The organism is Pseudomonas oryzihabitans NBRC 102199 (assembly GCF_000730625.1).
In the GTDB taxonomy this organism is placed as follows: Bacteria; Pseudomonadota; Gammaproteobacteria; order Pseudomonadales; family Pseudomonadaceae; genus Chryseomonas; species Chryseomonas oryzihabitans.
Genome location: NZ_BBIT01000009.1, coordinates 449,533 through 473,561 on the forward strand (window position 1 = coordinate 449,533; position 24,029 = coordinate 473,561).

At 68.7% G+C, this 24,029-nt stretch carries 19 protein-coding genes and 1 tRNA gene; 12 read left to right on the forward strand and 8 right to left on the reverse strand.

Annotated features, from left to right (window positions below; genetic code table 11):
* The first annotated feature begins 105 nt into the window (after nucleotides 1-105).
* The 5 genes from POR01S_RS12440 (at nucleotide 106) to POR01S_RS12460 (ending at nucleotide 5,169) form a co-directional block, all read left to right on the forward strand.
* Nucleotides 106-411 (forward strand): nucleotide pyrophosphohydrolase, encoded by a 306-nt coding sequence (locus POR01S_RS12440; RefSeq protein WP_007159555.1) that lies wholly within the window; start codon nucleotides 106-108, stop codon nucleotides 409-411.
* Complete coding sequence (locus tag POR01S_RS12445; protein WP_042136105.1) at nucleotides 408-1,163, forward strand: methyltransferase domain-containing protein; 756 nt, start codon at nucleotides 408-410, stop codon at nucleotides 1,161-1,163. Before POR01S_RS12440 ends, POR01S_RS12445 begins: the two co-directional genes overlap by 4 nt.
* Nucleotides 1,164-1,210: 47 nt before the next feature.
* On the forward strand, nucleotides 1,211-1,822 hold the full coding sequence (locus POR01S_RS12450; protein ID WP_042136107.1) for a DUF4136 domain-containing protein: 612 nt from the start codon (nucleotides 1,211-1,213) through the stop codon (nucleotides 1,820-1,822).
* 61 nt (nucleotides 1,823-1,883) lie between these two features.
* On the forward strand, nucleotides 1,884-2,468 hold the full coding sequence (locus POR01S_RS12455; RefSeq protein WP_027597115.1) for a DUF4136 domain-containing protein: 585 nt from the start codon (nucleotides 1,884-1,886) through the stop codon (nucleotides 2,466-2,468).
* Between the two features lie 160 nt (nucleotides 2,469-2,628).
* Entirely contained in the window at nucleotides 2,629-5,169 is a 2,541-nt protein-coding gene (locus tag POR01S_RS12460) for a bifunctional diguanylate cyclase/phosphodiesterase (protein ID WP_042136109.1), read from the forward strand.
* Between the two features lie 4 nt (nucleotides 5,170-5,173).
* Here POR01S_RS12460 and POR01S_RS12465 read toward each other — a convergent pair whose 3' ends face one another.
* The 3 genes from POR01S_RS12465 to nirB all read right to left on the reverse strand — a co-directional run bounded on the left by POR01S_RS12465 (nucleotide 5,174) and on the right by nirB (nucleotide 8,792).
* Nucleotides 5,174-5,383: a hypothetical protein gene (locus POR01S_RS12465; RefSeq protein ID WP_007159560.1), complete on the reverse strand. Its 210-nt coding sequence runs from the start codon at nucleotides 5,381-5,383 to the stop codon at nucleotides 5,174-5,176.
* Between the two features lie 500 nt (nucleotides 5,384-5,883).
* Entirely contained in the window at nucleotides 5,884-6,240 is a 357-nt protein-coding gene (gene nirD / locus POR01S_RS12470; protein ID WP_027602546.1) for a nitrite reductase small subunit NirD, read from the reverse strand.
* Between the two features lie 2 nt (nucleotides 6,241-6,242).
* Complete coding sequence (nirB, locus tag POR01S_RS12475; protein WP_027602545.1) at nucleotides 6,243-8,792, reverse strand: nitrite reductase large subunit NirB; 2,550 nt, start codon at nucleotides 8,790-8,792, stop codon at nucleotides 6,243-6,245.
* 581 nt (nucleotides 8,793-9,373) lie between these two features.
* Between nirB and POR01S_RS12480 the strand changes: the two genes are divergently transcribed.
* Nucleotides 9,374-13,405, forward strand: a complete 4,032-nt coding sequence (locus POR01S_RS12480; protein WP_042136113.1) for a bifunctional nitrate reductase/sulfite reductase flavoprotein subunit alpha — start codon at nucleotides 9,374-9,376, stop codon at nucleotides 13,403-13,405.
* Between the two features lie 9 nt (nucleotides 13,406-13,414).
* Here POR01S_RS12480 and POR01S_RS12485 read toward each other — a convergent pair whose 3' ends face one another.
* Nucleotides 13,415-14,023 carry a TetR/AcrR family transcriptional regulator gene (locus POR01S_RS12485; RefSeq protein WP_231501053.1) on the reverse strand — a complete coding sequence of 203 codons (609 nt, stop codon included), beginning with the start codon at nucleotides 14,021-14,023 and terminating at the stop codon, nucleotides 13,415-13,417.
* A 145-nt stretch (nucleotides 14,024-14,168) separates the two neighbouring features.
* Between POR01S_RS12485 and POR01S_RS12490 the strand changes: the two genes are divergently transcribed.
* Complete coding sequence (locus tag POR01S_RS12490; protein WP_027602543.1) at nucleotides 14,169-15,179, forward strand: hypothetical protein; 1,011 nt, start codon at nucleotides 14,169-14,171, stop codon at nucleotides 15,177-15,179.
* 10 nt (nucleotides 15,180-15,189) lie between these two features.
* Here the strand turns inward: POR01S_RS12490 and POR01S_RS12495 are convergent.
* From POR01S_RS12495 to POR01S_RS12505, 3 genes are all read right to left on the reverse strand, one after another.
* Nucleotides 15,190-15,285: transfer RNA gene (locus POR01S_RS12495), tRNA-Sec, on the reverse strand.
* A gap of 9 nt (nucleotides 15,286-15,294) precedes the next feature.
* Nucleotides 15,295-17,208 (reverse strand): selenocysteine-specific translation elongation factor, encoded by a 1,914-nt coding sequence (selB, locus tag POR01S_RS12500; RefSeq protein ID WP_042136115.1) that lies wholly within the window; start codon nucleotides 17,206-17,208, stop codon nucleotides 15,295-15,297.
* Nucleotides 17,209-17,297: 89 nt separating this feature from the next.
* On the reverse strand, nucleotides 17,298-18,185 hold the full coding sequence (locus POR01S_RS12505) for a LysR family transcriptional regulator (protein WP_042136117.1): 888 nt from the start codon (nucleotides 18,183-18,185) through the stop codon (nucleotides 17,298-17,300).
* 110 nt (nucleotides 18,186-18,295) lie between these two features.
* Here POR01S_RS12505 and POR01S_RS12510 point away from each other — a divergent pair, with 110 nt between their 5' ends.
* A complete protein-coding gene (locus tag POR01S_RS12510; RefSeq protein ID WP_042136119.1) occupies nucleotides 18,296-19,282 on the forward strand; it encodes an aldo/keto reductase in 987 nt (328 codons plus the stop codon).
* 45 nt (nucleotides 19,283-19,327) lie between these two features.
* Here the strand turns inward: POR01S_RS12510 and POR01S_RS12515 are convergent, their stop codons facing one another.
* A complete protein-coding gene (locus tag POR01S_RS12515) occupies nucleotides 19,328-19,636 on the reverse strand; it encodes a DUF2288 domain-containing protein (protein WP_042136121.1) in 309 nt (102 codons plus the stop codon).
* Between the two features lie 214 nt (nucleotides 19,637-19,850).
* Here POR01S_RS12515 and POR01S_RS12520 point away from each other — a divergent pair, with 214 nt between their 5' ends.
* The 4 genes from POR01S_RS12520 to livG all read left to right on the forward strand — a co-directional run bounded on the left by POR01S_RS12520 (nucleotide 19,851) and on the right by livG (nucleotide 24,028).
* Nucleotides 19,851-20,972: a branched-chain amino acid ABC transporter substrate-binding protein gene (locus POR01S_RS12520; protein WP_007159570.1), complete on the forward strand. Its 1,122-nt coding sequence runs from the start codon at nucleotides 19,851-19,853 to the stop codon at nucleotides 20,970-20,972.
* A gap of 115 nt (nucleotides 20,973-21,087) precedes the next feature.
* Nucleotides 21,088-22,011 (forward strand): high-affinity branched-chain amino acid ABC transporter permease LivH, encoded by a 924-nt coding sequence (gene livH, locus POR01S_RS12525; protein WP_007159571.1) that lies wholly within the window; start codon nucleotides 21,088-21,090, stop codon nucleotides 22,009-22,011.
* The gene (locus POR01S_RS12530; protein ID WP_007159572.1) at nucleotides 22,008-23,264 is read left to right on the forward strand and encodes a high-affinity branched-chain amino acid ABC transporter permease LivM; all 1,257 of its coding nucleotides are present in this window, start codon (nucleotides 22,008-22,010) and stop codon (nucleotides 23,262-23,264) included. The genes livH and POR01S_RS12530 overlap by 4 nt, the downstream gene beginning before the upstream one ends.
* Nucleotides 23,261-24,028, forward strand: coding sequence for a high-affinity branched-chain amino acid ABC transporter ATP-binding protein LivG (gene livG / locus POR01S_RS12535; RefSeq protein ID WP_042136123.1), 768 nt, complete (start codon nucleotides 23,261-23,263; stop codon nucleotides 24,026-24,028). The genes POR01S_RS12530 and livG overlap by 4 nt, the downstream gene beginning before the upstream one ends.
* The last annotated feature ends 1 nt before the right edge of the window (nucleotide 24,029 follow it).

A 24,029-nucleotide genomic window follows, 5' to 3' on the forward strand; every position in this document is an offset into this window, starting at 1 on the left:
GGGTAGAGCAGCGGCGCGAGGCTGTCTCGCGGGTCGGCGGACGAGCCACTGCCGCCTGCGCGTTCAGCCATGGGAGAATGGCGTTTTTTCGACCCCCGGACGCCCATGGACCTCCCCGCCCTGCTCACCCGCCTGCACGCGATCCGCGATGCCAACGCCTGGCGGCGCTATCACAACCCCAAGAATCTGGCGATGGCCGCCAGCGTCGAGATGGCCGAACTGGTGGAGATCTTCCAGTGGAAGAGCGATGTCGAAGCCCGCGCCCTGAGCGCCGCCGAGCGCGAACACGCCGGCCAGGAAATCGCCGATGTGCTGCTCTATCTGCTGCAACTGGGCAGCGAACTGGAGCTGGACGTGGAACAGGCGGTGCTGGCCAAGCTGGCCGATAACGAGAGGCGCTTCCTGCCGTGAGCGATACCTTCTTCGACGACCGCGCCACCCGTTTCGCCGCCAACATCTATGGCGGCACCAAGGGCGCCATCCGCCTGGCCGTATTGCAGGCGGATCTGACCGAGGTGCTGCCGCAACGCCCGCTGCGGGTGCTGGACATCGGCGCCGGGCTCGGCCACATGAGTCTCTGGCTGGCGCAACAGGGCCATGCGGTGACCCTGGCCGAACCCTCGGCGCCCATGCTGGCGGGGGCCCAGGAGGCCTTCGCCGCCGCCGGCCTCGACGCCGCCTGGCTGGCGCGGCCCTGGCAGGAGCTGCCCTTCTTCGCCGAACCCTTCGATCTGGTGCTCTGCCACGCGGTGCTGGAATGGCTGGAGACGCCCACGGCGATCCTGCCGACCCTGCAACGCTGCCTGGCGCCGGACGGCTGGCTGTCGCTGGCCTTCTACAACCGCGATGCCCTGATCTATCGCAACCTGCTCAAGGGGCACTTTCGCAAACTCAGGCAGGGTGAATACGCCGGCGCGGGCCAACGCGGCCTCACCCCGCAACAACCGCTGGACCCGCGCGAGGTCGAGGCCTGGCTGGCACCGGACTGGCGGATCCGGGCGCGCAGTGGCGTACGGGTCTTCCATGACTACATGCCGCCGGAATTCCAGGCGCGCGCCGCGGGCGAGGAGCTGGTGGCCATGGAACTGGCCCATCGACGGCATCCGGCCTTCGCCGGTCTCGGCCGCTATCTGCATTGGCTCTGCCAAGCTAAGGCAGGATGACCCCGGGCGCGGTATGCTCTGGCCAGCATTCCTTCGAGGAACCGGTCATGCGTCGCCCCCTGTTCTGCCTGTCGCTCGCGCTGCTCGCCCTGGCCGGTTGCCAGACGCCCAATCCCTATGTTGCCAGCAGCCTGCCCGAAGCCTCGGTGCCAGTGCTGCCGCAGCAGGATCCAGCGGCCTATCCGCCGGCACCGCGTGACTGGAGTCGCTATCGCACCTGGAGCTGGGCCCCCGGCGCCGCCGTGGTCAGCGGCGGCCTGGATGGCCAGACCGTGCAGCAGGCGGTGGCCGACGGTCTAGACCAGCGTGGGCTGCGACCGGCCCTTGGCGGTGCCCGCGCCGATCTGCAGGTGCGGGCCCGCCTTACTCAGCAGCAGCGCAGCGAGCAGTACACCGACTACTACGACACCGGCTATGGCTACGGCGGCTACGGGCCCTATGGCTTCGGCCCGGGCTATGGCGCCAGCGTCGGCCAGGCGCGGACCCGCACCCGGACCTTTCTGGTCGACGTGCTGGAGGTGGAATTGCTCGATCCCGCCACCGGCCGCGTGCTCTGGCATTCGGCCGCCGAACAGGCCAGCGGCGGCAACAGCGGCGAACGCGCGCGTACCCTGAGGGATACCACCCGCCGCCTGCTGGCCAACTATCCGCCCAGCTGACGCGATAAGTCGCCCTTAAGCCAGTCCAAGCAGACTAGTCCCCTGACCCAGAGGATCGCCCATGAAACGTTGCCTCCTGCTGCTTGCGGTCCTCTTGCTGGCGGCCTGCGCCGAGCGCGGCCCACGCAACCTGGACTATGACGCCAGCCGCGACTTCGCCGCCTATCGCAGCTGGGGCTGGGCGGATCCCGCCATCGAGTACCGCCCCAACGATCCGCGCGTGCGCAGCGATCTCACCGAACAGCGCCTGCGCGATTCGGTCAGCAGCGGGCTCGACCAGCGCGGGCTGCGTCCCGCACCGGCCGGCGCGCGCCCGGATCTGAAGATCAAGCTCTATGTGATCCTCGATCAGCGCCAGCAGAGCTTCAGCTATGCAGATCCCTACTGGGGCCCGGGCTGGGGTGGCCCCTGGGGCTCCGCCTGGGGTCCCGGTCCCTGGGGGCCGAGCTATGTGCGCACCCAGACCGTCACCTACCCGGTGATGACGGTGCAACTCGACATGCTCGATGGCCGTGACGGCAAGCTGGTCTGGCGCGCCAGCGAAGAGCGCCTGCTGGACGACCAGAACGCCACCCCGGCCCAGCGCAGCGCCGCCTTCAGCCGGCTGATCGGCGACCTGCTCGTCAGCTATCCGCCGCGGCCTTGAGCGGTCGACCGTCCGGGCGGCTCTTGGCTGCCCCCGGTCCGACGCTGAGCAGACGGCCGCTGGGCGGTAACGGATAATGGCCTCTGGCCAGGTACCCCGCGCGTCGTCTGTAGCCCGCTTGCGGGGAACCTGACTGTCTCCAGCGCCGCCCAGGTTGATCATGACGTCCACGCCCATCGCCACCCGCCGCAGCCACAATCTGCTGCTGCGCCTCTTTCCGGTCATCTGCGCCCTGCCGATCCTGCTCGGCCTCGGCTGCTACCTGCTGATCAGGACCGCCACCAGCCAGGACGCCGACGTCCAGCAACGCGCCCGCACCTATATCGAGCGCACCCTGGTGCAGGTGGAAAACGAAATCGGCCACAACATCATCAACTACGCCAAGTGGGGCGAGGCCTACAAGCACCTGCACCTGACGGTCGATCTGTTCTGGGCCAACGACGAGCGCAACGTCGGCGACATCCCCTATGAGCTCTACGGCTACAACGGGGTCTTCGTACTGGATCCGCAGGACCGGACCGTCTACGCGGTGATCGATGGCCGGCCGACCGAGCGCGCGGCGGCGCAATGGCTCGAAGGCGATCTGGCCGGTCTGCTGGCAGAGACCCGACAGCGCCCCGGCGAGACCGAAAGCCTGGTCCGAGTGCTGAGCGTGGGCGGCGTCCCGGCGCTGGTCGCCGCGGCCACCATCACGCCGGGCGCGAGCTACAGCGTGGCCCCTGGCCCCGGCGCGCCCTCGGTGATGCTGTTCGTCAACGTGCTCGATCCGGACACCCTGGCCCATCTCAGCGACACCTATGGCCTGCCGCGACTCGAGGCGTCGCGGGCGCCCCTCGCCGATCACCAATACCTGCAGTTTCTGGATTCGCCGCTGCTGCTCAACTGGCAACCGCCGCAACCCGGTGCCCAGCTCCTGCGCCGCACCCTGCCGATCTTTCTGGCCGGGGTGCTGCTGCTCGGGCTGGTGCTGGCCCTGCTGATCCGTCATGCGCTGAATTCGGCCCGCCAGCTCGACCGGCAATTCGATGCCCTGGTCGCCAGCCAGGCCGAACTGAGCCGCAGCGAAAGCCGCTTTCGCGAACTCGCCGAGGCCGCCTCCGACTGGCTCTGGGAAAGCGACGCCGCAGGCCGTATCACCTATCTCTCCGAACGCTTCGCCCGCATCACCGGCCATGCGCCCGGCAGCTGGCTCGGCCGGCCGCTCACGGAGCTGTTCAGCAGCGAGACCACCCGCCTGGCCAACTGGCTCCAGAACAACGTTCACCAGCGCGACGAGCGTCAGGTGCTGCGCTGCCACTACCGCGACCGCCAGGGTCACGCCCGGGTCTGCGAGATCACCGCCCGGCCGCTGCCCGAGGGCGCCGGCTTTCGCGGTACCGCCAGCGACATCACCGCCGCGGTCAATGCCCAGGCGGAAATCGAACACCTGTCGCAACACGACAGCCTGACCGGCCTGGCCAATCGGCTGCAATTGCAGCACTACCTGGCGCGCAAACTGGCGCAATCCAGAACGCCGCTGACGCTGCTCAGCCTGGACCTGGATCGCTTCAAGCCGGTCAACGACAGCCTCGGCCATGCCGCCGGCGATCGGGTGCTGCAGGAAATCGCCCGGCGCCTGCAGGCCAGTCTGAGGCCCGGCGGCCTGGTGGCGCGCCTGGGTGGCGACGAATTCATCGTGGTGTTGCTCGGTCACCTGGACGTGGCGACGGTCGACCAGATCTGTGCCCGCCTGGTAAACGCCATCGGTCGGCCGATTCTGCTGGAGGAGCAGTCGGTCAGCGTCGGCACCAGCATTGGCATCGCCCAGGCCCCGGACCAGGCCACCCAGGTCGAGGACCTGCTGCGCCTGGCGGATATCGCGCTCTACCAGGCCAAGGCCGCGGGTCGCAACGGCTGGTGCTTTCATGCGCCGGCGATGGACGCCCAGCTCAGCCAGCGGCGGGATCTGGAACAGGAATTGCGCCAGGCGCTGGCGCTCGACCAGTTGCGCCTGGGCTACCTGCCGCGCCGAAGCATCGCCACGGGTGACCTGAGTGGCGTCGAGGTCCAGCTGCACTGGGCCCATCCGCTGCGCGGTCTGCTGCCGCCCGCCGCCTTCCTGCCGCTGGCCGAGGAAACCGGACTCAGCGTTGCCCTGGGCCTGTGGCTGCTGGACGACGCCTGTCGCGCCGCCGCGGCCTGGCCCGTGCCGCTGCGGCTGGTCATCAGCCTATCGGCGCGCCAGTGCGCCGATGCCGAGGCCCTAGTGGAGGCGGTCGCCAGCGCCCTACAGACGAGTGGTCTGGCAGCTGGACGCCTGGAGCTGCAAGTGCCCGAGGCCTTGTTACAGGTGGAAGACGTGTCTCTCACTCAGCTGCAGGCGCTCAAGCCCCTGGGCGTGCGCCTGAGCCTGGCCGACTTCGGCAGCGGCTCAGGCGGCCTCGAGGCGCTGCGCCAGTCCGTGCTGGATGGCATCAGCCTGGATAGCCGTCTCGTCGCTCGCCTGGAAACTCAGCCTGCCGATGCCGCCATCGCCCAGGCCCTGATCGGCCTCGGACGGACCCTGGGCCTGCGGCTGGCGGCGACGGGCGTGGAGACGCCGGTCCAGCTGGACTGGCTGCGGGCGCACCTCTGCGACGAGGTCCAGGGCCCGCTGTTCGGCCCGGTCCTGGCGGGCAACGACCTGGCGTTGCTGCTGGCTACCGAACAGCGGCCGGGATGACGACCTAGAGGCGCTCCAGCCACCCCAGATCGCCCCCGCGGGCCGGTACCGGATAGCAGCCATAGGGCGCATAGCCATGGGTACAGACCGGATCGGCGCGCAGCGTGGGTTCGCCCACCGGTTGCGCGCGCCAGCCCTCCAGCAGGGCGATGGCGGCCAGGGCCAGAAGCAGGGCGATGAACAGCGCGGAGCGAATTGTTCTTGTCAGGCGCATGGTGACCTCCCGCGAGGCGATTGCCAGGATCGGCAGACAGCATCCCCGCTCCTTGAGTATCGACCCTTGGAAGTCATTTCGCCGCCCCGCGCAGCTCCCGATTGCGCAAAGCTGCACTGCGGTGGGTGCAACAGTGGGCTAGGGCGAAGGGTGGAGATCCCGGACAAGGCTGCGCCGTTGTCCAGGCTACGCGCCAAGCCCCGCCCCACGCCAGACCGCCCCCTCTCCCGCCGGGAGAGGGTTGGGGTGAGGGTCACCTGGCATCGCCTTGGCCTTTTCCGGACAAGGCCGCGCCGTTGTCCAGGCTACGCGTGAAGCCCCGCCCCACTCCGGACCGCCCCCTCTCCCGCCGGGAGAGGGTTGGAGTGAGGGTCACCTGGCATCGCCTTGACCATTTCCGGACAAGGCTGCGCCTTTGTCCAGGCTACGCACTAATCCCTGCCCCACTCCGGACCGCCCCTCTCCCGCCGGGAGAGGGTTGGGGTGAGGGTCGAGCCACGTCAGGCGATCTCCACCTGCTCGCCGTTCAGCCGCACCGCCCAGGTGGGCAGGGCCTGCTCGGGGTACTCCAGGCAGCCACCGTCCGCCAAGCGGAAGTGCTGCTTGTACAGCGGCGAGGCGATCACCAGATCCGGGCCCAGCTGGCCGACGATGCCGCGGCCGATGACGTTGGCGCCGGACTTGGGGTCGCGGTTGCCCACGGCGAAGACCTTCTGCTCGGTGTTGGGCAGGTAGAACAGCGCCACCTGCTCGCCCTCGTGCAGGGCCACCACGCCGGACTGGGGCACCAGGTCGGCCAGGCTGCACAGGGGTTGCCAGCGGGGTTCCAGGGCACGCGCGGTAGTGGTCTGGGTCATGGTCAGGCCTCCTCGGTCAGGTTGATCAGGTGCAGTTCGCCGTGGCGCGCCGGCCGACGCTGGCCACGCTCCTTGACGAAATGGATGTCCGGGTCGCTGCCGCGCTGGTTGACGAAGGTACGGAAGCGCTTGAGCTTGTCCGGGTCGTTCAGGGCGTTGGCCCATTCGCATTCGTAGCGATCCACCACCAGCTGCATCTGGGCTTCCAGCTCGGCGCCCAGGCCCAGGCTGTCGTCGATGATCACCTGCTTGAGGTAGTCCAGCCCGCCTTCCAGGGACTCGCGCCACACCGAGGTGCGCTGCAGGCGGTCGGCGGTGCGGATGTAGAACATCAGCAGCCGGTCGATGTAGCGGATCAGCGTCTCGTCGTCGAGGTCGGTGGCGAACAGCTCGGCGTGGCGCGGGCGCATGCCGCCGTTGCCGCAGACATAGAGATTCCAGCCGTTCTCGGTGGCGATCACGCCGATGTCCTTGCTCTGGGCCTCGGCGCACTCGCGGGTGCAGCCGCTGACCGCGAACTTGAGCTTGTGCGGGGCGCGCAGGCCCTTGTAGCGATGCTCGATGTCCAGCGCCATCTTGACGCTGTCCTGCACCCCGTAGCGGCACCAGGTACTGCCGACGCAGCTCTTCACCGTGCGGGTCGACTTGCCGTAGGCATGGCCGGTCTCGAAGCCGGCGGCGATCAGCTCCCCCCAGATGTCCGGCAGCTCGTGTAGCTGGGCGCCGAAGAGGTCGATGCGCTGGCCGCCGGTGATCTTGGTGTAGAGGTCGTATTTCTTCGCCACCTGGCCGATGGCGATCAGGCCTTCCGGACTGATCTCGCCACCCGGGATGCGCGGCACCACCGAGTAGGTGCCGTTCTTCTGCATGTTGGCCATGAAGGTATCGTTGGTGTCCTGCAGCGGCACCAGGTGCGGATCGGTGATGGAGCCATTCCAGCAGGACGCCAGGATGGAGCCTACCGCCGGCTTGCAGATGTCGCAGCCATGGTGCCCGCGCCCATGCCGCGCCAGGAGCTCTTCGAAGCTCTCGATACCCTCCACCCGCACCAGGTGATAGAGCTCCTGGCGGGTATGGGCGAAGTGTTCGCAGAGACTCTTGTCGACCTCGACGCCCCGGGCGATCAGCTCGTGCTCGAAGACCTGCTTGACCAGCGCCGCGCAGCCGCCGCAACCGGTGCCGGCCTTGGTGCAGCTCTTGATGCCGGCCAGGTCCGTGCAACCGGCGTCGATGGCGGCGCAGACCGCGGCCTTGGTGACGTTGTGGCAGGAGCAGAGGGTGGCGGTGGCCGGCAAGGCATCGGCGCCCAGGGTCGGGGCGCCCTCGCCCACCGGCATGATCAGGCTGGCCGGATCCTGGGGCAGCGGGATGCCATTCTGGGCGTATTGCAGCAGGGTGTCGTAGTAGCTGTTGTCGCCCACCAGCACGGCGCCGAGGACGTGCTTGCCATCGGCGGACACCACCAGGCGGCGGTAGCTGGCGCTGGCTTCGTCGATGTAGCGATAGCTGCGCGCGCCGGGCGTGGCGCCGTGGGCATCACCGATGGAGCCCACGTCCACGCCCAGCAGCTTGAGCTTGGTGGACATGTCGGCGCCGGTGAAGGGCGTGGCCTGACCGTGGCAGAGGGTGGCGGCCACCAGGCGCGCCATCTGGTAGCCCGGGGCGACCAGGCCGAAGATGCTGCCGTTCCAGGCGGCGCACTCGCCGATGGCATGGATGAAGGGGTCGCTGGTCAGGCAGCCGTTGTCCACGGCCACCCCGCCGCGGGCGCCGAGTTCCAAGCCGCAGCCGCGGGCCAGGGCGTCCTGAGGGCGGATGCCGGCGGAAAACAGGATCAGGTCGGTCTCGAGGAAATCCTCGCCGGCGAAGTTCATGCGGTAGCGATACTCGCTGCCGGCGGTGATGTTCTGGGTGGCCTTGGACAGGTGCACGCCCACGCCCAGGTCCTCGATGCGCTGGCGCAAGGCGGCGCCGCCGAGGTCGTCCAGCTGTACCGGCATCAGCCGCGGGGCGAATTCCACCACGTGGGCTTCCAGGCCGAGGGATTTCAGCGCATTGGCCGCCTCCAGGCCGAGCAGGCCACCGCCCACCACCACGCCGCGGCGCGCCCGGGCGGCGGCCAGGCGGATGGTGTCCAGGTCGTCCAGGGTGCGATAGACCAGGCGCGAATCCCCTTCGGCACCCTCGATGGGCGGCACGAAGGGATAGGAACCGGTGGCCAGCACCAGGCGGTCGTAGCCAAAGGCGCCCTCGGGTGTCAGCACCTCGCGCTGTTCGCGGTCGATGGCGGTCACCGCGCAGCCCAGGTGCAGCACCAGGCCGGGCACGGCATAGAGACCGGCTTCGCTCATGGCCAGGGATTCGGCATCGCGACCGGCGAAGTACTCGGAGAGATGGACCCGGTCATAGGCGCGCTGGCGCTCTTCGCCGAAGACGTGGATCTCGTAGTGGTCCAGGGCGCCGGCCGCCAGCAGCTGCTCGACGAGGTGATGGCCGACCATGCCGTTGCCGACGACGATCAGGCGTTCTTTGCGGGTCACGATGCTGTTCATGGAGGCTATCCCCCGGCCGAGGCCAATCAGGTTGATTCGCGGCAAATAAAAAGGCGCCTGAAACCTTGCGGTCTCAGGCGCCTTTGCCTGTTCTAGTAGGGAGGAGCCCTTGGCTCTGCTCCGTGCCCGTCGCCTGCAGTGGCTGTCGATCGCCGTTGATCGACCGGGCGACCCGAATGGGCGGGTCTGCCAGAGCTTTTGCATCGGTTGTGCCAGTTTCGTCGGCTCGCCCGCAGATCGGCCACTGGCGCGGGCTGCAGCCCGCCAAGCGGCTTGCCGGCGCCGGTCCGGACGGCTGCCGACTGGAACCACAACGGTGCAAGGCAGGATCGGCCTGCCCTGTCCCGGCGCATCTCGACCGCCAGGGCAGCGACCCCGCCAGGCGCCACCGGCACCCCGCCAGGCCAACAGTCATGCGCTCCCCGCGCGCACCGGACCAAGCTGGCGCGAGCCTTGCTAAATCCCTGGCATGGAGCGGTCAACGTCGATCGCCCCCTTCACGACAAAGGCGCCGTGTTCGCCTCCCTCCGGGGAGCGCGACCGGCGCCTTTTCGCTTTCTGGTTTTCGAAGGATCCTTGCCATGACCACTACCCACTTCAAGAGCGTCTGCCCCTACTGCGGCGTCGGCTGCGGGATCGTCATGCAGGTGGAAGACGGTCGGGTTACCAAGGTCAGCGGCGATCGCGACCACCCCGCCAACCGCGGCCGCCTCTGCACCAAGGGCAGCACCAGCCACCAGGCGCTGGTGGACAGCGGGCGCATGGAGCAGGCCTATGTCCGCCACGACCGCTCCCACGAACCGGTGCAGACCGGGCTGGAGCAGGCCGTCGCCGTCACCGCCGAGCGCCTGCGCGCCATCCTCGACCGCGACGGACCCGACGCCATCGCCTTCTATGTGTCCGGGCAGATGTCGCTGGAGGCCCAGTACCTGGCGAGCAAGCTGGCGCGGGGCTTCATCGGCACCAACCAGCTCGAATCCAATTCCCGCCTGTGCATGGCCAGTGCCGGCACCGGCTACAAGCTGTCCCTCGGCGCCGACGGTCCACCCGGTTCCTATGACGACCTCGACCGCGCCGACCTCTTCCTGGTCAGCGGCGCCAACATGGCCGACTGCCATCCCATCCTCTTCCTGCGGCTGCTGGACCGGATCAAGCGCGGCGCCCGGCTGATCGTCGTCGATCCCCGGCGCACCGCCACCGCCGAGAAGGCCGATCTCTTCCTGCAACTGCGTCCGGGCACCGATCTGCTGCTGCTCAATTGCCTCTTGCATCTGCTGCACGCCGAGGGCTATCTGGACGACGCCTTCATCGCCGCCCATACCGAGGGCTGGGCGGCCATGCCGGCCTTTCTCGCCGACTACAGCCCGGCGCGCGTGGCCGCCGGGACCGGGCTGGCCGAGGCGGACATCCGCACCGCGGCGCGCTGGATCGGCGAGGCCGGTGAATGGACCAGTCTCTGGACCATGGGCCTGAACCAGAGCACCCATGGCACCTGGAGCACCAACGCCCTGTGCAATTTGCACCTGGCCACCGGCAAGATCTGCCGCCCCGGCAGCGGCCCCTTCTCCCTGACCGGCCAGCCCAATGCCATGGGCGGACGCGAGATGGGCTACATGGGGCCCGGCCTGCCCGGCCAGCGCAGCCTGCTGTCCGCCGCCGACCGCGCCTTCGTCGAGCGTGCCTGGAAGATTCCGGAAGGCACCCTGCACACCCGCCTGGGCCAGGGCACCGTCGCCCTGTTCGAGGACCTGGCCGCCGGCACCGTGAAGGCCTGCTGGATCATCTGCACCAATCCGGTGGCCAGCGTGGCCAATCGCGACACGGTCATCCGCGGGCTGCAGGCCGCCGAACTGGTGATCACCCAGGACGCCTTTCTCGACACCGAGACCAACAGATACGCCGACATCCTCCTGCCCGGCGCGCTCTGGGCCGAGGCCGACGGAGTGATGATCAATTCCGAGCGCAACCTGACCCTGGCCCCCCAGGCCGTCAACCCGCCCGGCGCGGCCCGCGCCGACTGGCAAATCATCGCCGACGTGGCCTGCGCCCTGGGCTATGGCGAACACTTCACCTACGCCTCGGCCGCCGAGGTGTTCGACGAGATCAGGCAATTCCACAACCCCCAGACCGGCTACGACATCCGCGGCGCCAGCCATGCACGGCTGCGCGAGACGCCGCTGCAATGGCCCTGCCCCAGCGCAGAGAGCGATCCGCGCCAGCCGATCCGCTATCGCAACGACGGCCGCAGCCAGACCCTGCGCCTGGACGAGACCGGCGAACCCACCGCGCTCAACTTCGCCACCCCCAGCGGCAAGGCGCAATTCTTCGCTCGCCCGCACCTGGACCCGGCGGAACTGCCCGATGCCGATTACCCCTTCGTGCTCAACACCGGGCGTTTGCAGCACCAGTGGCACACCCTGACCAAGACCGGCAAGATCGCCGCGCTGAATCGCCTCAATCCGGCGCCCTTCGTCGAGGTACATCCCCAGGACGCCCAGGCGCTGGGGCTCAGCGCGGGCGATCGCCTGGAAATCACCTCGCGGCGCGGTCGCGCGGTGCTGCCGGTGACGATCAGCGACCGGGTCCAGCCCGGCAACTGCTTCGCCCCCTTCCACTGGGCCGACGTCCAGGGCAGCGACCTGGCGATCAATGCCGTCACCAGCGACGCCGTCGATCCGTTCTCGCTGCAACCGGAACTCAAGGTCTGCGCGGTGCGCCTGACCCGGGTCGCCACCATCCCCCACCGCCAGCTGCCGGCCGACGAGCCGATCACCGAGAGCGTCCAGCAACCCGCCCTGGCGCGGCTGGCCGATCTCACCGGGGTCGCCACCGCGGTACGGCCCCAGCTCAGCGCGGCCGAACGCACCTACCTGGCCGGCTTCATGGACGGCCTGCGCGACGGAGGCGCCCAGGGCGTGCCCTGCCTGCCGGCCCAGGCGCCGCTGGCCGCCGACACCCGCCTCTGGCTCGATGGCCTGCTCGCCGGGCTATTCAGCCGCCTGCCGCAAAGCCAGAGTGCCGGCCTGCCCCAGACCGCTACCGCGCCGGCCGATCTGGTGGTGCTCTGGGCCTCCCAGACCGGCAACGCCGAAGCCCTGGCCGAGCGCTGCGTCGCCCGCCTGTGCCAGGCCGGTCTCACCGTCGAATTGCACGACATGGCCGCCTATGCCGTGGAACGCCTGAGCGGTGCCCGCCGCGTCCTGCTGGTGAGCAGCACCTTTGGCGACGGCGAGGCCCCGGACAATGGCCAGGCCTTCTGGCAGGGCCTCGGTCGCCTCGATGCCTCCCTCGCCGAGCTGGACTACGCCGTGCTGGCCCTGGGCGATTCCACCTACGAGCAGTTCTGTGGCCACGGCCAGCGCCTCGACGCCCGCCTGGCCGAACTCGGCGCCCGCCGCCTCTGCCCGCGCCTTGACTGCGACGCCGATGGCCTCGACGCCGCCGACGCCTGGCTGACCGCCCTGCAAGGGCAGCTGGCGCCCCAGGCCGCCCAGGTGCCCGTCGCCCCTCCGACCACGAGCGGTCGCCCGACGGCGGTGCCCGCGCGGCTGGTCATCAACCAAAGACTCAACGGTGCCGGATCGAACAAGGAGGTGCGGCTGTTCGGTTTCGAATCCGCGCAGCCCCTGACCTACCAGGCCGGCGACGCCTTGAGCGTGAAGGCGCGCAACTGCCCGGAACTGGTCGAGGAGGTCCTCGCCCTCGCCGGCCTGGACGGCGAACAAGCAGTCGCGGTGGCCAAGGTCGGCGAGCTGTCGCTGCGCCAGGCGCTGAGCGAACACTATGAGATCGCCCGTCCCAACCCCGAGACCCTGGCGCTGATCGCCGAGCGCAGTGGCGCTGCCGAGTGCCACGCCCTGCTGGGCAACCGGGATGAACTCAAGACCTGGCTCTGGGGCCGGCAACTGGCCGATGTGCTGGCGCGCTATCCCGCCCGCCACGATGCCGGCGAATTGCTCGGCAGCCTCAAGCGCCTGCAACCGCGCCTCTACTCCATCGCCTCCAGCCCCCTGGCCCATGCCGGCCAGGTGCACCTCACGGTCTCGGCGGTGCGCTACGGTCAGCGCAAGGGCGTGGCCTCCACCTTTCTCGCCGACCGTCTGCAGGACGCCACCACCGAGGTGCATGTCCAGCCTTCACGTCACTTCCGCCTGCCGGACCAGGGCGACGTCCCGCTGATCATGATCGGCCCCGGCACCGGCATCGCGCCCTTCCGCGGCTTTCTCCATGAGCGCCGCGCCCGGGGCGACCAGGGCCGCAACTGGCTGTTCTTTGGCGAACAGCACGCCGCCCATGACTTCTACTACCGCGACGAACTGGAAGCCTTCCAGCGCGATGGCCTGCTGAGCGAACTGAGTCTGGCCTTTTCTCGCGACCAGGCCGAGAAGATCTATGTGCAGGATCGGCTGCGCGAACGCGGCGCCGAGGTCTGGCGCTGGTTGCAGGACGGCGCCCGCGTCTATGTCTGCGGCGATGCCAGCCGCATGGCCAGGGACGTGGACCAGGCCCTGCGCCAGGTGGTGGCGACCCATGGCCACCTCAGCGACGAGGCCGCCGCCGACTATGTGCGCGGCATGAGCGAGCAGAAGCGCTATCTGAAGGACGTCTACTAGCGTCAGTCGCTACAGCACCGCGCGCACCAGGCGGGTAAAGGCCTCGATGGCCTCGCGCTCGCCCAGCGCCCCGCGCACCACGGCCGCGGCCAGGGCCTCGCCGGCGCCGACCAGGCCGATGCAGGACACCTGCAACTCCGCGGCGGACCTCGTGCTGTGCGGCGTGAGCACCGCCGCCACCATCCGGGTGCCGTGCTCCAGCAACTCCTGATACACCGCGGTCTTTTCCTCGCTCCCTGCCAGGGCCGCCGCCAGCACGCCGACCTCGCCCTGCATGTCGGTCACGCAACGGATGTAGCCCTCGGCCAGCGCCGCGGTGGCCTCTTCGGCGCTCTGCTGCCGGGCCGTCATGGCCTGGCGAAAGGCATCCATCTGCGCCAGATCGAGCCAGCGATAGAGTTCGATGAGCAGTCCCGAGCGGGTACCGAAATGCTCGTAGACGACCGGCTTGGAGACGCCTGCCTGTACGGCCAGATAGCCCAGGGTCAGGCGATCCGCGCCCTCTTCCCGGACGATGAGCCGCGCTGTTTCCAGCAATTGCTGACGCCGCGCCGCCTTAGAAAGACGCCGCCCGGCACCATCGGAGATCGGTTTTTCAGGGGTGGATCGCTCTGCCATTGGTCACGTCTTCTTGCAAACCTACTAAAGGTAGGTTAATCCTGATTTAGAACCTACTCTTGGTAGGTTAACGCGGGGAGCAGCTGCTGGCCAGCTGGCGGTGCGGTCTCCGCGATCTCAGCACTGCAGCCACGAGGACAGCATCATGCCACTGCAACCCATACTCTTTGCCGGCGGTTCGGGCACAGTAGGCCGCCAGGCCGTCCACTGGTTCCGCCAGCGCCAGCCTGACTGGCCGCTGCTGGTGGGGGGCCGCAACCTCGCCACGGCCGAGGACGTCGCCCAGGCCGCCGGCCAGGCCCGGGCAGTGGGCCTGGATCTCGACCAGCCAGGGCTGGGACTGGATCCCGCCCTCACCCCGGCAGCCATCATCATGCTGGCACCGGATCAGGCCCTGCACGGCCTGAGCCTCGCCCAGCGCCTGGGCATCCCCTATCTCAATGCCAACACCGGCGTCACCGAACTGGGGCCGGAAGTCGCCCAGTTCATGCACCACCCCGGCGCCCATGCTCTGGTGCTGTCCAGTCACTGGGCTTCGGGCGCCGCCCTGGCGCTGGCGCTCGATCTCGCCCGCCGCTTCACCCGGGTCGCGGCCATCGGGGTGGAGGTCTTGCTGGACGAAGAAGATCCGGCCGGTCCCCTGGCATGGGAGGATATGGCGCGGGTGCACAGCGCGGCGCCCGCGGCCCTGGCGTTTCGGCATGGGCGCCGCCACTGGCTGAGCGGTGCCGACCTGCAGGGCAGCGTCACGGCGCTGGACGGTCGCACGCTGGCCGCCACGGCCTTTGGCTCCATCGATCTGCTCAGTCTCTGGGCCACCACCGCCGCGCCGGAGCTCCGCTTCGACATCGCCATGGGCGAGTCCTCCAGCCGGCGGCGGGGCGCGGAAACGGCGGCCGAGATCGCGGTCAGGGTGACCGGTGAGAGGGACGGCCAGACCACCACCGCACGGTCCGTGCTGGAATTCAGCCAGGGGCAGGCCTCGCTGACCGCTCTCGGGCTGGTGCTGTCGCTGGAGCGGGCGCTGGGCCTGGTGGGCGGTAGACCGCTGCCGGCAGGTCTCTATATGCCCGAACAGCTCTGGGCGGCCGACTGGTTCCTGCAGGAGTTGCAGCGGGAGGGCGCGGTGCTCCATCACCCGGTGAACGGGCACTGAACTCAGGAAATGGCGGAAGGCAGTGGGAGTCGAACCCACCCGGGAACGGCTGCCGTCCCCAACCGGGTTTGAAGCCCGGCCACGCCACCGGGCGTGATTGCCTTCCTCTGTTGCGCTAGCCCTCGGCGGCGCGGGCCCAGGCGCTGTCCGGGCGGACCCGGCGCTCGTCGCCGAAGCGACGGGTGAAACCGATGCGATCCAGGCATTCGAGGATCTGGATGCTGCGCTTGCGACCGATGCCGAGGGCATCGCGAAAGGCCGCGGCGCGAATGATCCCTGCTTCGCGCTCCAGGCGCAATGCCTCGCCGGCCGCGGCTTCCAGACTCGCCTGGGGATAGAAGAGATCCTTGACCACCTGGGTCAGTTCCCCCAGCCGGGCCAGTTTGCGCAGCAACAGGCGTACCTCGGCCTCGGGCTGACCCAGGCTCTTGGCGAGATCGCGGGTCCAGGGCGGATCGAAGCGCTGGGCCTCCAGCAGCGGCCAGAGCCGGGCCTTGAGCCCCTCCTCCGCTTCGGTGAGGCGTACCCGGTGATCGGGTAGGTGCAGCCAGGGACCGCTGCTCTGCAAGTGTCCCTCGGCCAGGGCCGTCTCCAGCAGCGCCAGATAGACGGGCCGCTCCAGTTCCGGCGCGGCGATGCGGCGCAGGCGATCGCGATCCGGTCCCAGTTCGTCGGGTTGCTCCTGGTGAAAGGTGGCCAGCGCCACGCCCAGGCGCTCGAGTGCCGCCTGCCACAGAGCCGCCGCGAACAGCCGCGGACCGACCCGCGTGTCCACCCTCAGGGTGTCGGCGGGCAACTGCCAGTCGCCTTCGGGGCGGTTGAATTGCCGGGCCAGCAGTCGCGGATCGAGACCGCCCGCGGCCTGGGCCAGGAGTTCGGGCAGGGCTTCCTCCAGGCCGCCCTGACGCAGCGCCTGGAGTTGCGCCAGGCGCTGCGGGGTGCGGCGATGGCGGGCCGGGGCGAAGGGATCGAGCAGCCGCGCACCGCCCAGGGTGCGCTGGGCGGACTGGTCGCGCAGCACCAGGCGATCACCGTGCACCCCGTGCAAAGGCGCATTGAGCACCAGCTGCGCCAGGGCCGTAGCACCCGGGGCGAGGCTGTCCCCTTCCAGCAGGGCGACGCGCCCGGTGAGATCCTGGGCGCCGAGGTGCACGTGCACCGGCGTCCAGTGCGCCAGGTTGCGCGCCTCGCCGGGCAGCAGGCGCAGCTCGACGTCGATGCGGGTGGTGGGCGCGTGCAGCGCCTCGGCCACCAGCCAGTCGCCGCGGGCGAGGCTGTCGGTGCTCAGGCGCTCGCCCGCCAGATTGAGCGATACGCGCTGACCGGCCTGGGCGGTTTCTGCCGCGCGATTCTGCGCATGCAGCCCCCGCACCCGCAGGCGCTGGCCGCGCGGGGTGAGGATGAGCTCGTCGCCAACGGCCACCTGGCCGGCGAAGGCGGTGCCGGTGACCACCACCCCGGCCCCGGCGACGCTGAACACCCGGTCCACCGCCAGGCGAAAGCCACCGCGGACGTTGCGCTGGCGCACCTGGTCCAGGGCCGCGAGCAAGGCGGCGCGCAACGCGGGGATACCGGCGCCGCTGGGGCTGGCCACCGGATACAGCGGCGCCCCGGCGAAGGGCCCGGCAGCCAGCAGCGCACTGACCTCCTGACCCACCTGCGCCAGCCGCTCGGCGTCCACCCGATCGGCCTTGGTCAGGGCCACCAGCAGCCGGGGAATGCCGAGCAATTCGAGGATCGCCAGGTGCTCGCGGGTCTGCGGCATGACGCCGTCGTCGGCCGCCACCACCAGCAGGGCCAGATCCAGGCCGCTGGCACCGGCCAGCATGTTGTGTACGAAGCGCTCGTGGCCGGGCACGTCGATGAAGCCGGTGAGGCCGCCGTCGCCCAGATCGGCATAGACATAGCCCAGGTCGATGGTGATGCCACGCGCCTGCTCTTCACGGCGGCGGTCACCGGCGACTCCGGTGAGGGCCTGGATCAGCGCGGTCTTGCCATGGTCGATGTGGCCGGCGGTGCCGATGATCATGGGGACGGTACCAGGCGGGAGAACAGGGGCGTCATAGGGGCTCCAGGCGGCGGACTGGCGCTCAGGGTAGCGGCGCCCCGCGCGCCCGCCTAGCCGTGATGCTCGCGCAGGAAGGCCACGAAGGCGCGCAGCGGGGCTGGCAGTTGGCGGCGATCCGCGTAGTAGAGCCGCGGACCGGGAAAGGACGGGGACCAGTCCGCCAGCACTTCCACCAGGCGGCCGTCGGACAGGGGCGCAGCCAGGTAGTCGGCGAAGGAATAGATGAGGCCGACGCCGTCGAGGGCGGCCTGCAGTTCCAGGTCGAGTGCCGAAGCCAGCAGGCGACTGCCCGGCGCGATGTTGATGACCTCGCTGCCGCGCTCGAAACTCCATTGCGCCACCAGGCCGCTGGCGAAGCGATGCCCGATGCAGGAATGCCGGACCAGGTCGGCGGGATGCGCCGGTACGCCATGCTGCTCCAGGTAGGCCGGGGTTCCGGCCACGGCGAATCTCTGGGTGACCGGGCCCAGCCGCACGCTGATCATGTCGGCTTCCAGGTGCTCGTCGTAGCGCACCCCGGCATCGAAACCAGCGGCGAGCACGTCGATCAGCCGGTCCTCGGCCACCACCTCCAGGCGAATGCCCGGATACCGGGCCAGGAAGGGGCCGATCAGCGGCGGCAGCAGCACCCGGGCGACGATGGTGGGCACATTGAGTCTCAGGCTGCCCACCGGACTTTCGCCCTCGGCATTGATGGCGTCCAGCGCGCCGCGCACCTCGCGCAGGGCCGGGGTCAGGCGTTCCAGCAGGCGCTGGCCGGCCGCGGTGGGGGTCACGCTGCGGGTGGTGCGGTGCAGCAGCCGCACATCCAGTTCCCGCTCCAGCCGCCGCACCGCATCGCTCAGCGAAGAGGCGGCCACGCCACGCACATAGGCGGCGCCGCGAAAGCTGCGGGCCTCGGCCACGGCGGCGAAGGCCGCCAGGTCATCCAGATTCAAGGCGCCTCCATTGTACGGCTAGGCGAACAGGTCGTTGTGTCAGGACCGGATTATCGCACGGCACCCTGGCGACTAGAGTGAAGCCTCATCCATCTGACGAGGAATCCCTCATGCAACAGCGTCGCTTGGGCCAGCAGGGCCCCCTGGTATCCACGCTCGGTCTGGGCTGCATGGGCATGTCCGATCTCTATGGCGCCGCCGACCGTGGCGAGGCAATCGCCACGGTCCAGGCCGCCCTCGAACGCGGCGTCACCCTGTTCGACACCGGTGACTTCTATGGAATGGGCCACAACGAACTGCTCCTGGGCGAGGCCTTGCGCGGCCGCCGCGATAGTGCCCTGATCAGCGTCAAGTTCGGCGCCCTGCGTGGTCCGGGTGGCGAGTGGCTGGGCTACGACGCCCGGCCGGTGGCGATCAAGAATTTCGTCGCCTACAGCCTCAAGCGCCTGGGCGTGGACCACATCGACATCTATCGCCCGGCGCGGCTGGATCGCCAGGTGCCCATCGAGGACACCATGGGCGCCCTCGCCGAGCTGGTGCAGGCCGGCTACATCCGCCACATCGGCCTTTCGGAAGTGGGCGCCCAGACCCTGCGGCGGGCGGCCGCGGTGCACCCGGTCTGCGACCTGCAGATCGAGTATTCGCTGGTCTCGCGCGGCATCGAGGCCGAGATCCTGCCGACCTGCCGCGACCTGGGCATCGGCATCACCGCCTATGGCGTGCTCTCCCGCGGTCTGCTCAGCGGTCACTGGCGCCAACCCTCGGGCAGCGGCGACTTCCGCGCCCTCAGTCCGCGCTTCCAGCCGGGCAACGTGGAGCGCAACCTGGCGCTGGTGGAAGGCCTGAAGCAATTCGCCGAACGCCGCGGCACCACCCCGGCCCGGCTGGCGGTAGCCTGGGTCGCCGCCCAGGGCGAGGACATCGTGCCTTTAATCGGAGCCCGCCGCCGCGCTCAGCTCGACGAATCCCTAGGTGCGCTGGAGGTGACGCTGAGCGATGCGGATCGCGCCGAACTGGAACGCCTGCTGCCGCCAGGCGCGGTGGCCGGCGATCGCTACGGCGAACATCAGCTGCGCGATCTCGACAGCGAACGCTGAACCACCCCCGGCAACAACGGCCCGCCTTGCGCGGGCCTTTGCGTTTCAGCGCTCGGCCGGACGCTCCTGCATCAGCACCCAGGGCGCCACCACCACCGCCCACAGCGCCACCTCGGGCGCCTCCAGCCGGCGCCGCGCGCGCTCTTCGTCGACCTTGGCCAGCTGACCCTGCTGCAGCCACAGACCCACCCGGGCGGCATCGTCCTGGGTCACGGCGATGGCCGCCTCGATCAGGTCCAGCTCGGGGGCCACTTCCAGCAGCACGCCCCGCGCAAAATGCGGTTGCAATTCTTCCCAGCCGATGGCGGCGGTCTGCCCGAGCAGGGTGGCGTAGCGCGTTGCGTGATCGGTCATGGTGCGGGCCTCGCGAAAAGGGCGGATTCTACCGTCGCCCTCCCCGCTTGCCGAGCGCCCGGACGCACGGTCGACAAGTCCGACAAGTTGTCGTCGCCAGCTTTCCAAGACGAACAGACGGTGATTAAACTGCGCGGCGCGTCATAAAGAACAAAATCGGCACATTTTCGCTTCCAACTGCCTCATTAATAAAAGCATTCCGAGTGGAGCACTCATGAAAAAGGCAACTCTGCGTTTCTCCCGCTTGGTCGCGGCCCTGGCCCTGGCCGGCATGGCCAGCCACACCCTGGCAGCCGACACCCTGAAGATCGGCCTGGCCGGCCCCAAGACCGGTCCGGTCGCCCAGTACGGTGACATGGAGTTCATTGGTGCCCAGATGGCCATCGAGCAGATCAACAAGGCCGGCGGCGTCAAGGGCAAGCAGCTCGAAGGCGTGATCTACGACGACGCCTGCGATCCCAAGCAGGCCGTGGCGGTTGCCAACAAGATCGTCAACGATGGCGTCAAGTTCGTCGTCGGCCACCTCTGCTCCAGCTCCACCCAGCCTGCCTCCGACATCTATGAGGACGAAGGCATCCTGATGGTGACCCCTGCGGCCACCAGCCCCGACATCACCAACCGTGGCTACAAGCTGATCTTCCGCACCATCGGCCTGGACAACATGCAGGGCCCGACCGCCGGCAAGTTCATCGTCGAGCACGTCAAGCCGAAGATCGTCGCGGTCATCCACGACAAGCAGCAGTACGGCGAAGGCATCGCCACCGCGGTCAAGCAGACCCTGGACAAGGCCGGCGTCAAGGTCGCCGTGTTCGAGGGCATCAACTCCGGCGACAAGGACTTCTCCTCGCTGATCGCCAAGCTCAAGCAGGCCAACGTCGACTTCGTCTACTACGGCGGCTACCACCCCGAGCTGGGCCTGATCCTGCGTCAGGCGGCCGAGAAGGGCCTGACCGCCAAGTTCATGGGTCCGGAAGGCGTGGGCAACAGCTCCATCTCCGCCATCGCCGGCAAGGCCTCCGAAGGCCTGCTGGTCACCCTGCCGCGCTCCTTCGACCAGGATCCCAAGAACCAGGCCCTGGTGCAGGCGTTCAAGGACAAGAAGCAGGATCCGAGCGGTCCCTTCGTGTTCCCCTCCTACGCCGCCGTGCAGGTCATCGCCGAAGGCATTGCCAAGGCGGGCGACGAGAAGCCCGAGGACGTGGCCAAGGCGCTGCGCAGCAATACCTTCAACACCCCCACCGGCGAGCTGGCGTTCGACGAAAAAGGCGACCTGAAGAACTTCGAGTTCGTGGTCTACGAATGGCATGCCGACGGCACCAAGACTGAAGCCAAGTAAGCCCTGCCTGTAACACCGGAGCCCACCGCCAACGGCGGTGGGCTTCGTTTATCCGCCTCCATCCGAGGCCTGGGACCTGCACCAGAAGTGCACTTTGGGTCCCCTGGAGACACCCATGCCCGAGTTCTACCACTACCTGCAACAGCTGGTGAACGGCCTCACGGTCGGCAGCACCTATGCCCTGATCGCCATCGGCTACACCATGGTCTACGGCATCATCGGCATGATCAACTTCGCCCATGGCGAGGTGTACATGATCGGCTCCTACGTGGCCTTCATCGCCATCGCCGGCCTCGCCATGCTGGGCATCCACAGCCTGCCCATCGTCATGCTCGCCGCCTTCGGCGCCAGCATCATCATCGCCAGTGCCTACGGCTACAGCATCGAACGCATCGCCTATCGCCCCCTGCGCGGCGGTAACCGGCTGATCCCGCTGATCTCGGCGATCGGCATGTCGATCTTCCTGCAGAACTGGGTGCTGCTGGCCCAGGACTCCAAGGACAAGTCGATCCCCAACCTGCTGCCGGGCAACTTCATCATCGGCACCGACGCCATGAACGGCGTGGTGATCTCCTATGTGCAGGTGCTGATCTTCATCGTCACCCTGCTCACCATGTTCGGCCTGACCTGGTTCATCTCCCGCTCCCGCCTGGGCCGCGCCTGCCGCGCCTGCGCCGAGGACATCAAGATGGCCAACCTGCTGGGCATCAACACCAACGGCATCATCGCCCTGACCTTTGTCATCGGCGCCACCCTGGCCGCCGTGGCCGCGGTGCTGCTGGGCATCCAGTACGGCGTGATCAACCCGAGCCTGGGCTTCCTGGCCGGCATCAAGGCCTTTACCGCCGCCGTGCTCGGCGGCATCGGCAGCATCCCCGGCGCCATGCTCGGCGGCCTGGTGCTGGGCGTGGCCGAGGCCTTTGGCGCCGACGTCTTCGGTGACCAGTACAAGGACGTGGTGGCCTTCAGCCTGCTGGTGCTGGTGCTGCTGTTCCGCCCCACCGGCATCCTCGGTCGCCCGGAGGTGGAAAAGGTATGAGTGCCCGTCTGCGAACCGCCTTCTTCAGCGCCCTGCTGGTGCTGGCCGTCGCCTATCCCATCCTCGGCCTCAAGCTGGAGACGGTGGGCGTCAACCTCGAAGTGCACGGCGCCACGCCGCGCACCCTCTGGATCGTGGCCCTGGCCGCGGTGCTGATGTTCGTCTGGCAACTGGTGCGTGACCAGGTCACCGCCGGCTGGCGCCGCAGCGGCGGCCTGCCGTTGCCGGCCACCGGCCTGGGCACCAAGCTGACCGAACCCAAGACCCAGCGCTGGGTGATCCTGGGCCTGGTGCTGGTCGCCCTGGTGTGGCCCTTCTATGGCTCGCGCGGCGCGGTGGACATCGCCACCCTGATCCTCATCTACGTGATGCTCGGCCTCGGCCTGAACATCGTGGTGGGCCTGGCCGGTCTGCTCGACCTGGGCTACGTCGGCTTCTATGCCGTCGGCGCCTACACCTACGCCATGCTCTCCCACTACTATGGCCTGGGCTTCTGGGTCTGCCTGCCACTGGCGGGACTGATGGCGGCGCTGTTCGGCTTCCTGCTCGGCTTCCCGGTGCTGCGCCTGCGCGGCGACTACCTGGCCATCGTCACCCTGGGCTTCGGCGAGATCATCCGCATCCTCTTGCGCAACCTCACCGAATGGACCGGCGGTCCCAACGGCATCAGCGGCATCGACAAGCCAACCCTGTTCGGCCTGACCTTCGAACGCCGGGCACCCGAGGGCATGACGCCCTTCCACGAGTACTTCGGCATCCCCTACAACTCCGAATACAAGGTGATCTTCCTCTACCTGATCGCCCTGCTGCTGGTGCTGCTGACCCTGTTCGTGATCAATCGCCTCCTGCGCATGCCCATCGGTCGCGCCTGGGAAGCCCTGCGCGAAGACGAGATCGCCTGCCGCGCCCTGGGTCTGAATCCCACGCTGATCAAGCTCTCGGCCTTTACCCTGGGCGCCTGCTTCGCCGGGTTCGCCGGCAGCTTCTTCGCCGCCCGCCAGGGCCTGGTGTCGCCGGAATCCTTCACCTTCATCGAATCGGCCATCATCCTGGCCATCGTGGTGCTGGGCGGCATGGGGTCCCAGCTTGGCGTGATCCTCGCGGCCATCGTGATGATCCTCTTGCCGGAGCTGATGCGCGAATTCAGCGAATACCGCATGTTGATGTTCGGCCTGCTGATGGTCGTGATGATGATCTGGCGTCCGCAAGGCCTGCTCCCGATGCAACGCCCGCACCTGGAGTTGCGCAAATGAGCCAAGCCCTTCTCGATGTCTCCGGCCTGTCCATGAGGTTCGGCGGCCTGCTGGCCGTCAACGGCGTCAACATCCGCGTGGAACAGGGCCAGGTGGTCTCGCTGATCGGTCCCAACGGCGCCGGCAAGACCACGGTGTTCAACTGCCTGACCGGCTTCTACCGGCCCAGCGGCGGCGAGATCCTCCTGCGCGGCGAGGCCATCCAGGGTCTGCCCGGGCACAAGATCGCCCGCAAGGGCGTGGTGCGCACCTTCCAGAACGTCCGCCTGTTCAAGGAAATGACCGCGGTGGAAAACCTGCTGGTGGCCCAGCATCGCCACCTCAACACCGGCTTCCTGGCCGGGCTATTCAAGACCCCGGCCTTTCGCAAGAGCGAAGCCGAGGCCATGGACTACGCGCGCTTCTGGCTGGAGCAGGTCAACCTCACCGAGTTCGCCAACCGTAACGCCGGCAACCTCGCCTACGGTCAGCAGCGCCGCCTGGAAATCGCCCGCTGCATGATGACCCGCCCGCAGATCCTCATGCTCGACGAGCCGGCCGCCGGCCTCAACCCGCGCGAGACCGAGGACCTCAAGGCGCTCATCACCCTGCTGCGCGCCGAGCACGGCGTCACCGTGCTCTTGATCGAGCACGACATGCACCTGGTAATGAGCATTTCCGACCACATCGTGGTGATCAACCAGGGTACCCCCCTGGCCGACGGGACGCCGGAGCAGATCCGCAACAACCCCGACGTGATCAAGGCCTACCTGGGCGAATCCTGAT

Bases quoted from the DNA above. Each gene is read 5' to 3' on its own strand.
- POR01S_RS12440 (WP_007159555.1), top strand. From the start codon at position 106: ATGGACCTCCCCGCCCTGCTCACCCGCCTGCACGCGATCCGCGATGCC.
- POR01S_RS12450 (WP_042136107.1), top strand. From the start codon at position 1,211: ATGCGTCGCCCCCTGTTCTGCCTGTCGCTCGCGCTGCTCGCCCTGGCC.
- POR01S_RS12455 (WP_027597115.1), top strand. From the start codon at position 1,884: ATGAAACGTTGCCTCCTGCTGCTTGCGGTCCTCTTGCTGGCGGCCTGC.
- POR01S_RS12460 (WP_042136109.1), top strand. From the start codon at position 2,629: ATGACGTCCACGCCCATCGCCACCCGCCGCAGCCACAATCTGCTGCTG.
- POR01S_RS12465 (WP_007159560.1), bottom strand. From the start codon at position 5,383: ATGCGCCTGACAAGAACAATTCGCTCCGCGCTGTTCATCGCCCTGCTT.
- nirD (WP_027602546.1), bottom strand. From the start codon at position 6,240: ATGACCCAGACCACTACCGCGCGTGCCCTGGAACCCCGCTGGCAACCC.
- nirB (WP_027602545.1), bottom strand. From the start codon at position 8,792: ATGAACAGCATCGTGACCCGCAAAGAACGCCTGATCGTCGTCGGCAAC.
- POR01S_RS12480 (WP_042136113.1), top strand. From the start codon at position 9,374: ATGACCACTACCCACTTCAAGAGCGTCTGCCCCTACTGCGGCGTCGGC.
- POR01S_RS12485 (WP_231501053.1), bottom strand. From the start codon at position 14,023: ATGGCAGAGCGATCCACCCCTGAAAAACCGATCTCCGATGGTGCCGGG.
- POR01S_RS12490 (WP_027602543.1), top strand. From the start codon at position 14,169: ATGCCACTGCAACCCATACTCTTTGCCGGCGGTTCGGGCACAGTAGGC.
- selB (WP_042136115.1), bottom strand. From the start codon at position 17,208: ATGATCATCGGCACCGCCGGCCACATCGACCATGGCAAGACCGCGCTG.
- POR01S_RS12510 (WP_042136119.1), top strand. From the start codon at position 18,296: ATGCAACAGCGTCGCTTGGGCCAGCAGGGCCCCCTGGTATCCACGCTC.
- POR01S_RS12515 (WP_042136121.1), bottom strand. From the start codon at position 19,636: ATGACCGATCACGCAACGCGCTACGCCACCCTGCTCGGGCAGACCGCC.
- POR01S_RS12520 (WP_007159570.1), top strand. From the start codon at position 19,851: ATGAAAAAGGCAACTCTGCGTTTCTCCCGCTTGGTCGCGGCCCTGGCC.
- livH (WP_007159571.1), top strand. From the start codon at position 21,088: ATGCCCGAGTTCTACCACTACCTGCAACAGCTGGTGAACGGCCTCACG.
- POR01S_RS12530 (WP_007159572.1), top strand. From the start codon at position 22,008: ATGAGTGCCCGTCTGCGAACCGCCTTCTTCAGCGCCCTGCTGGTGCTG.
- livG (WP_042136123.1), top strand. From the start codon at position 23,261: ATGAGCCAAGCCCTTCTCGATGTCTCCGGCCTGTCCATGAGGTTCGGC.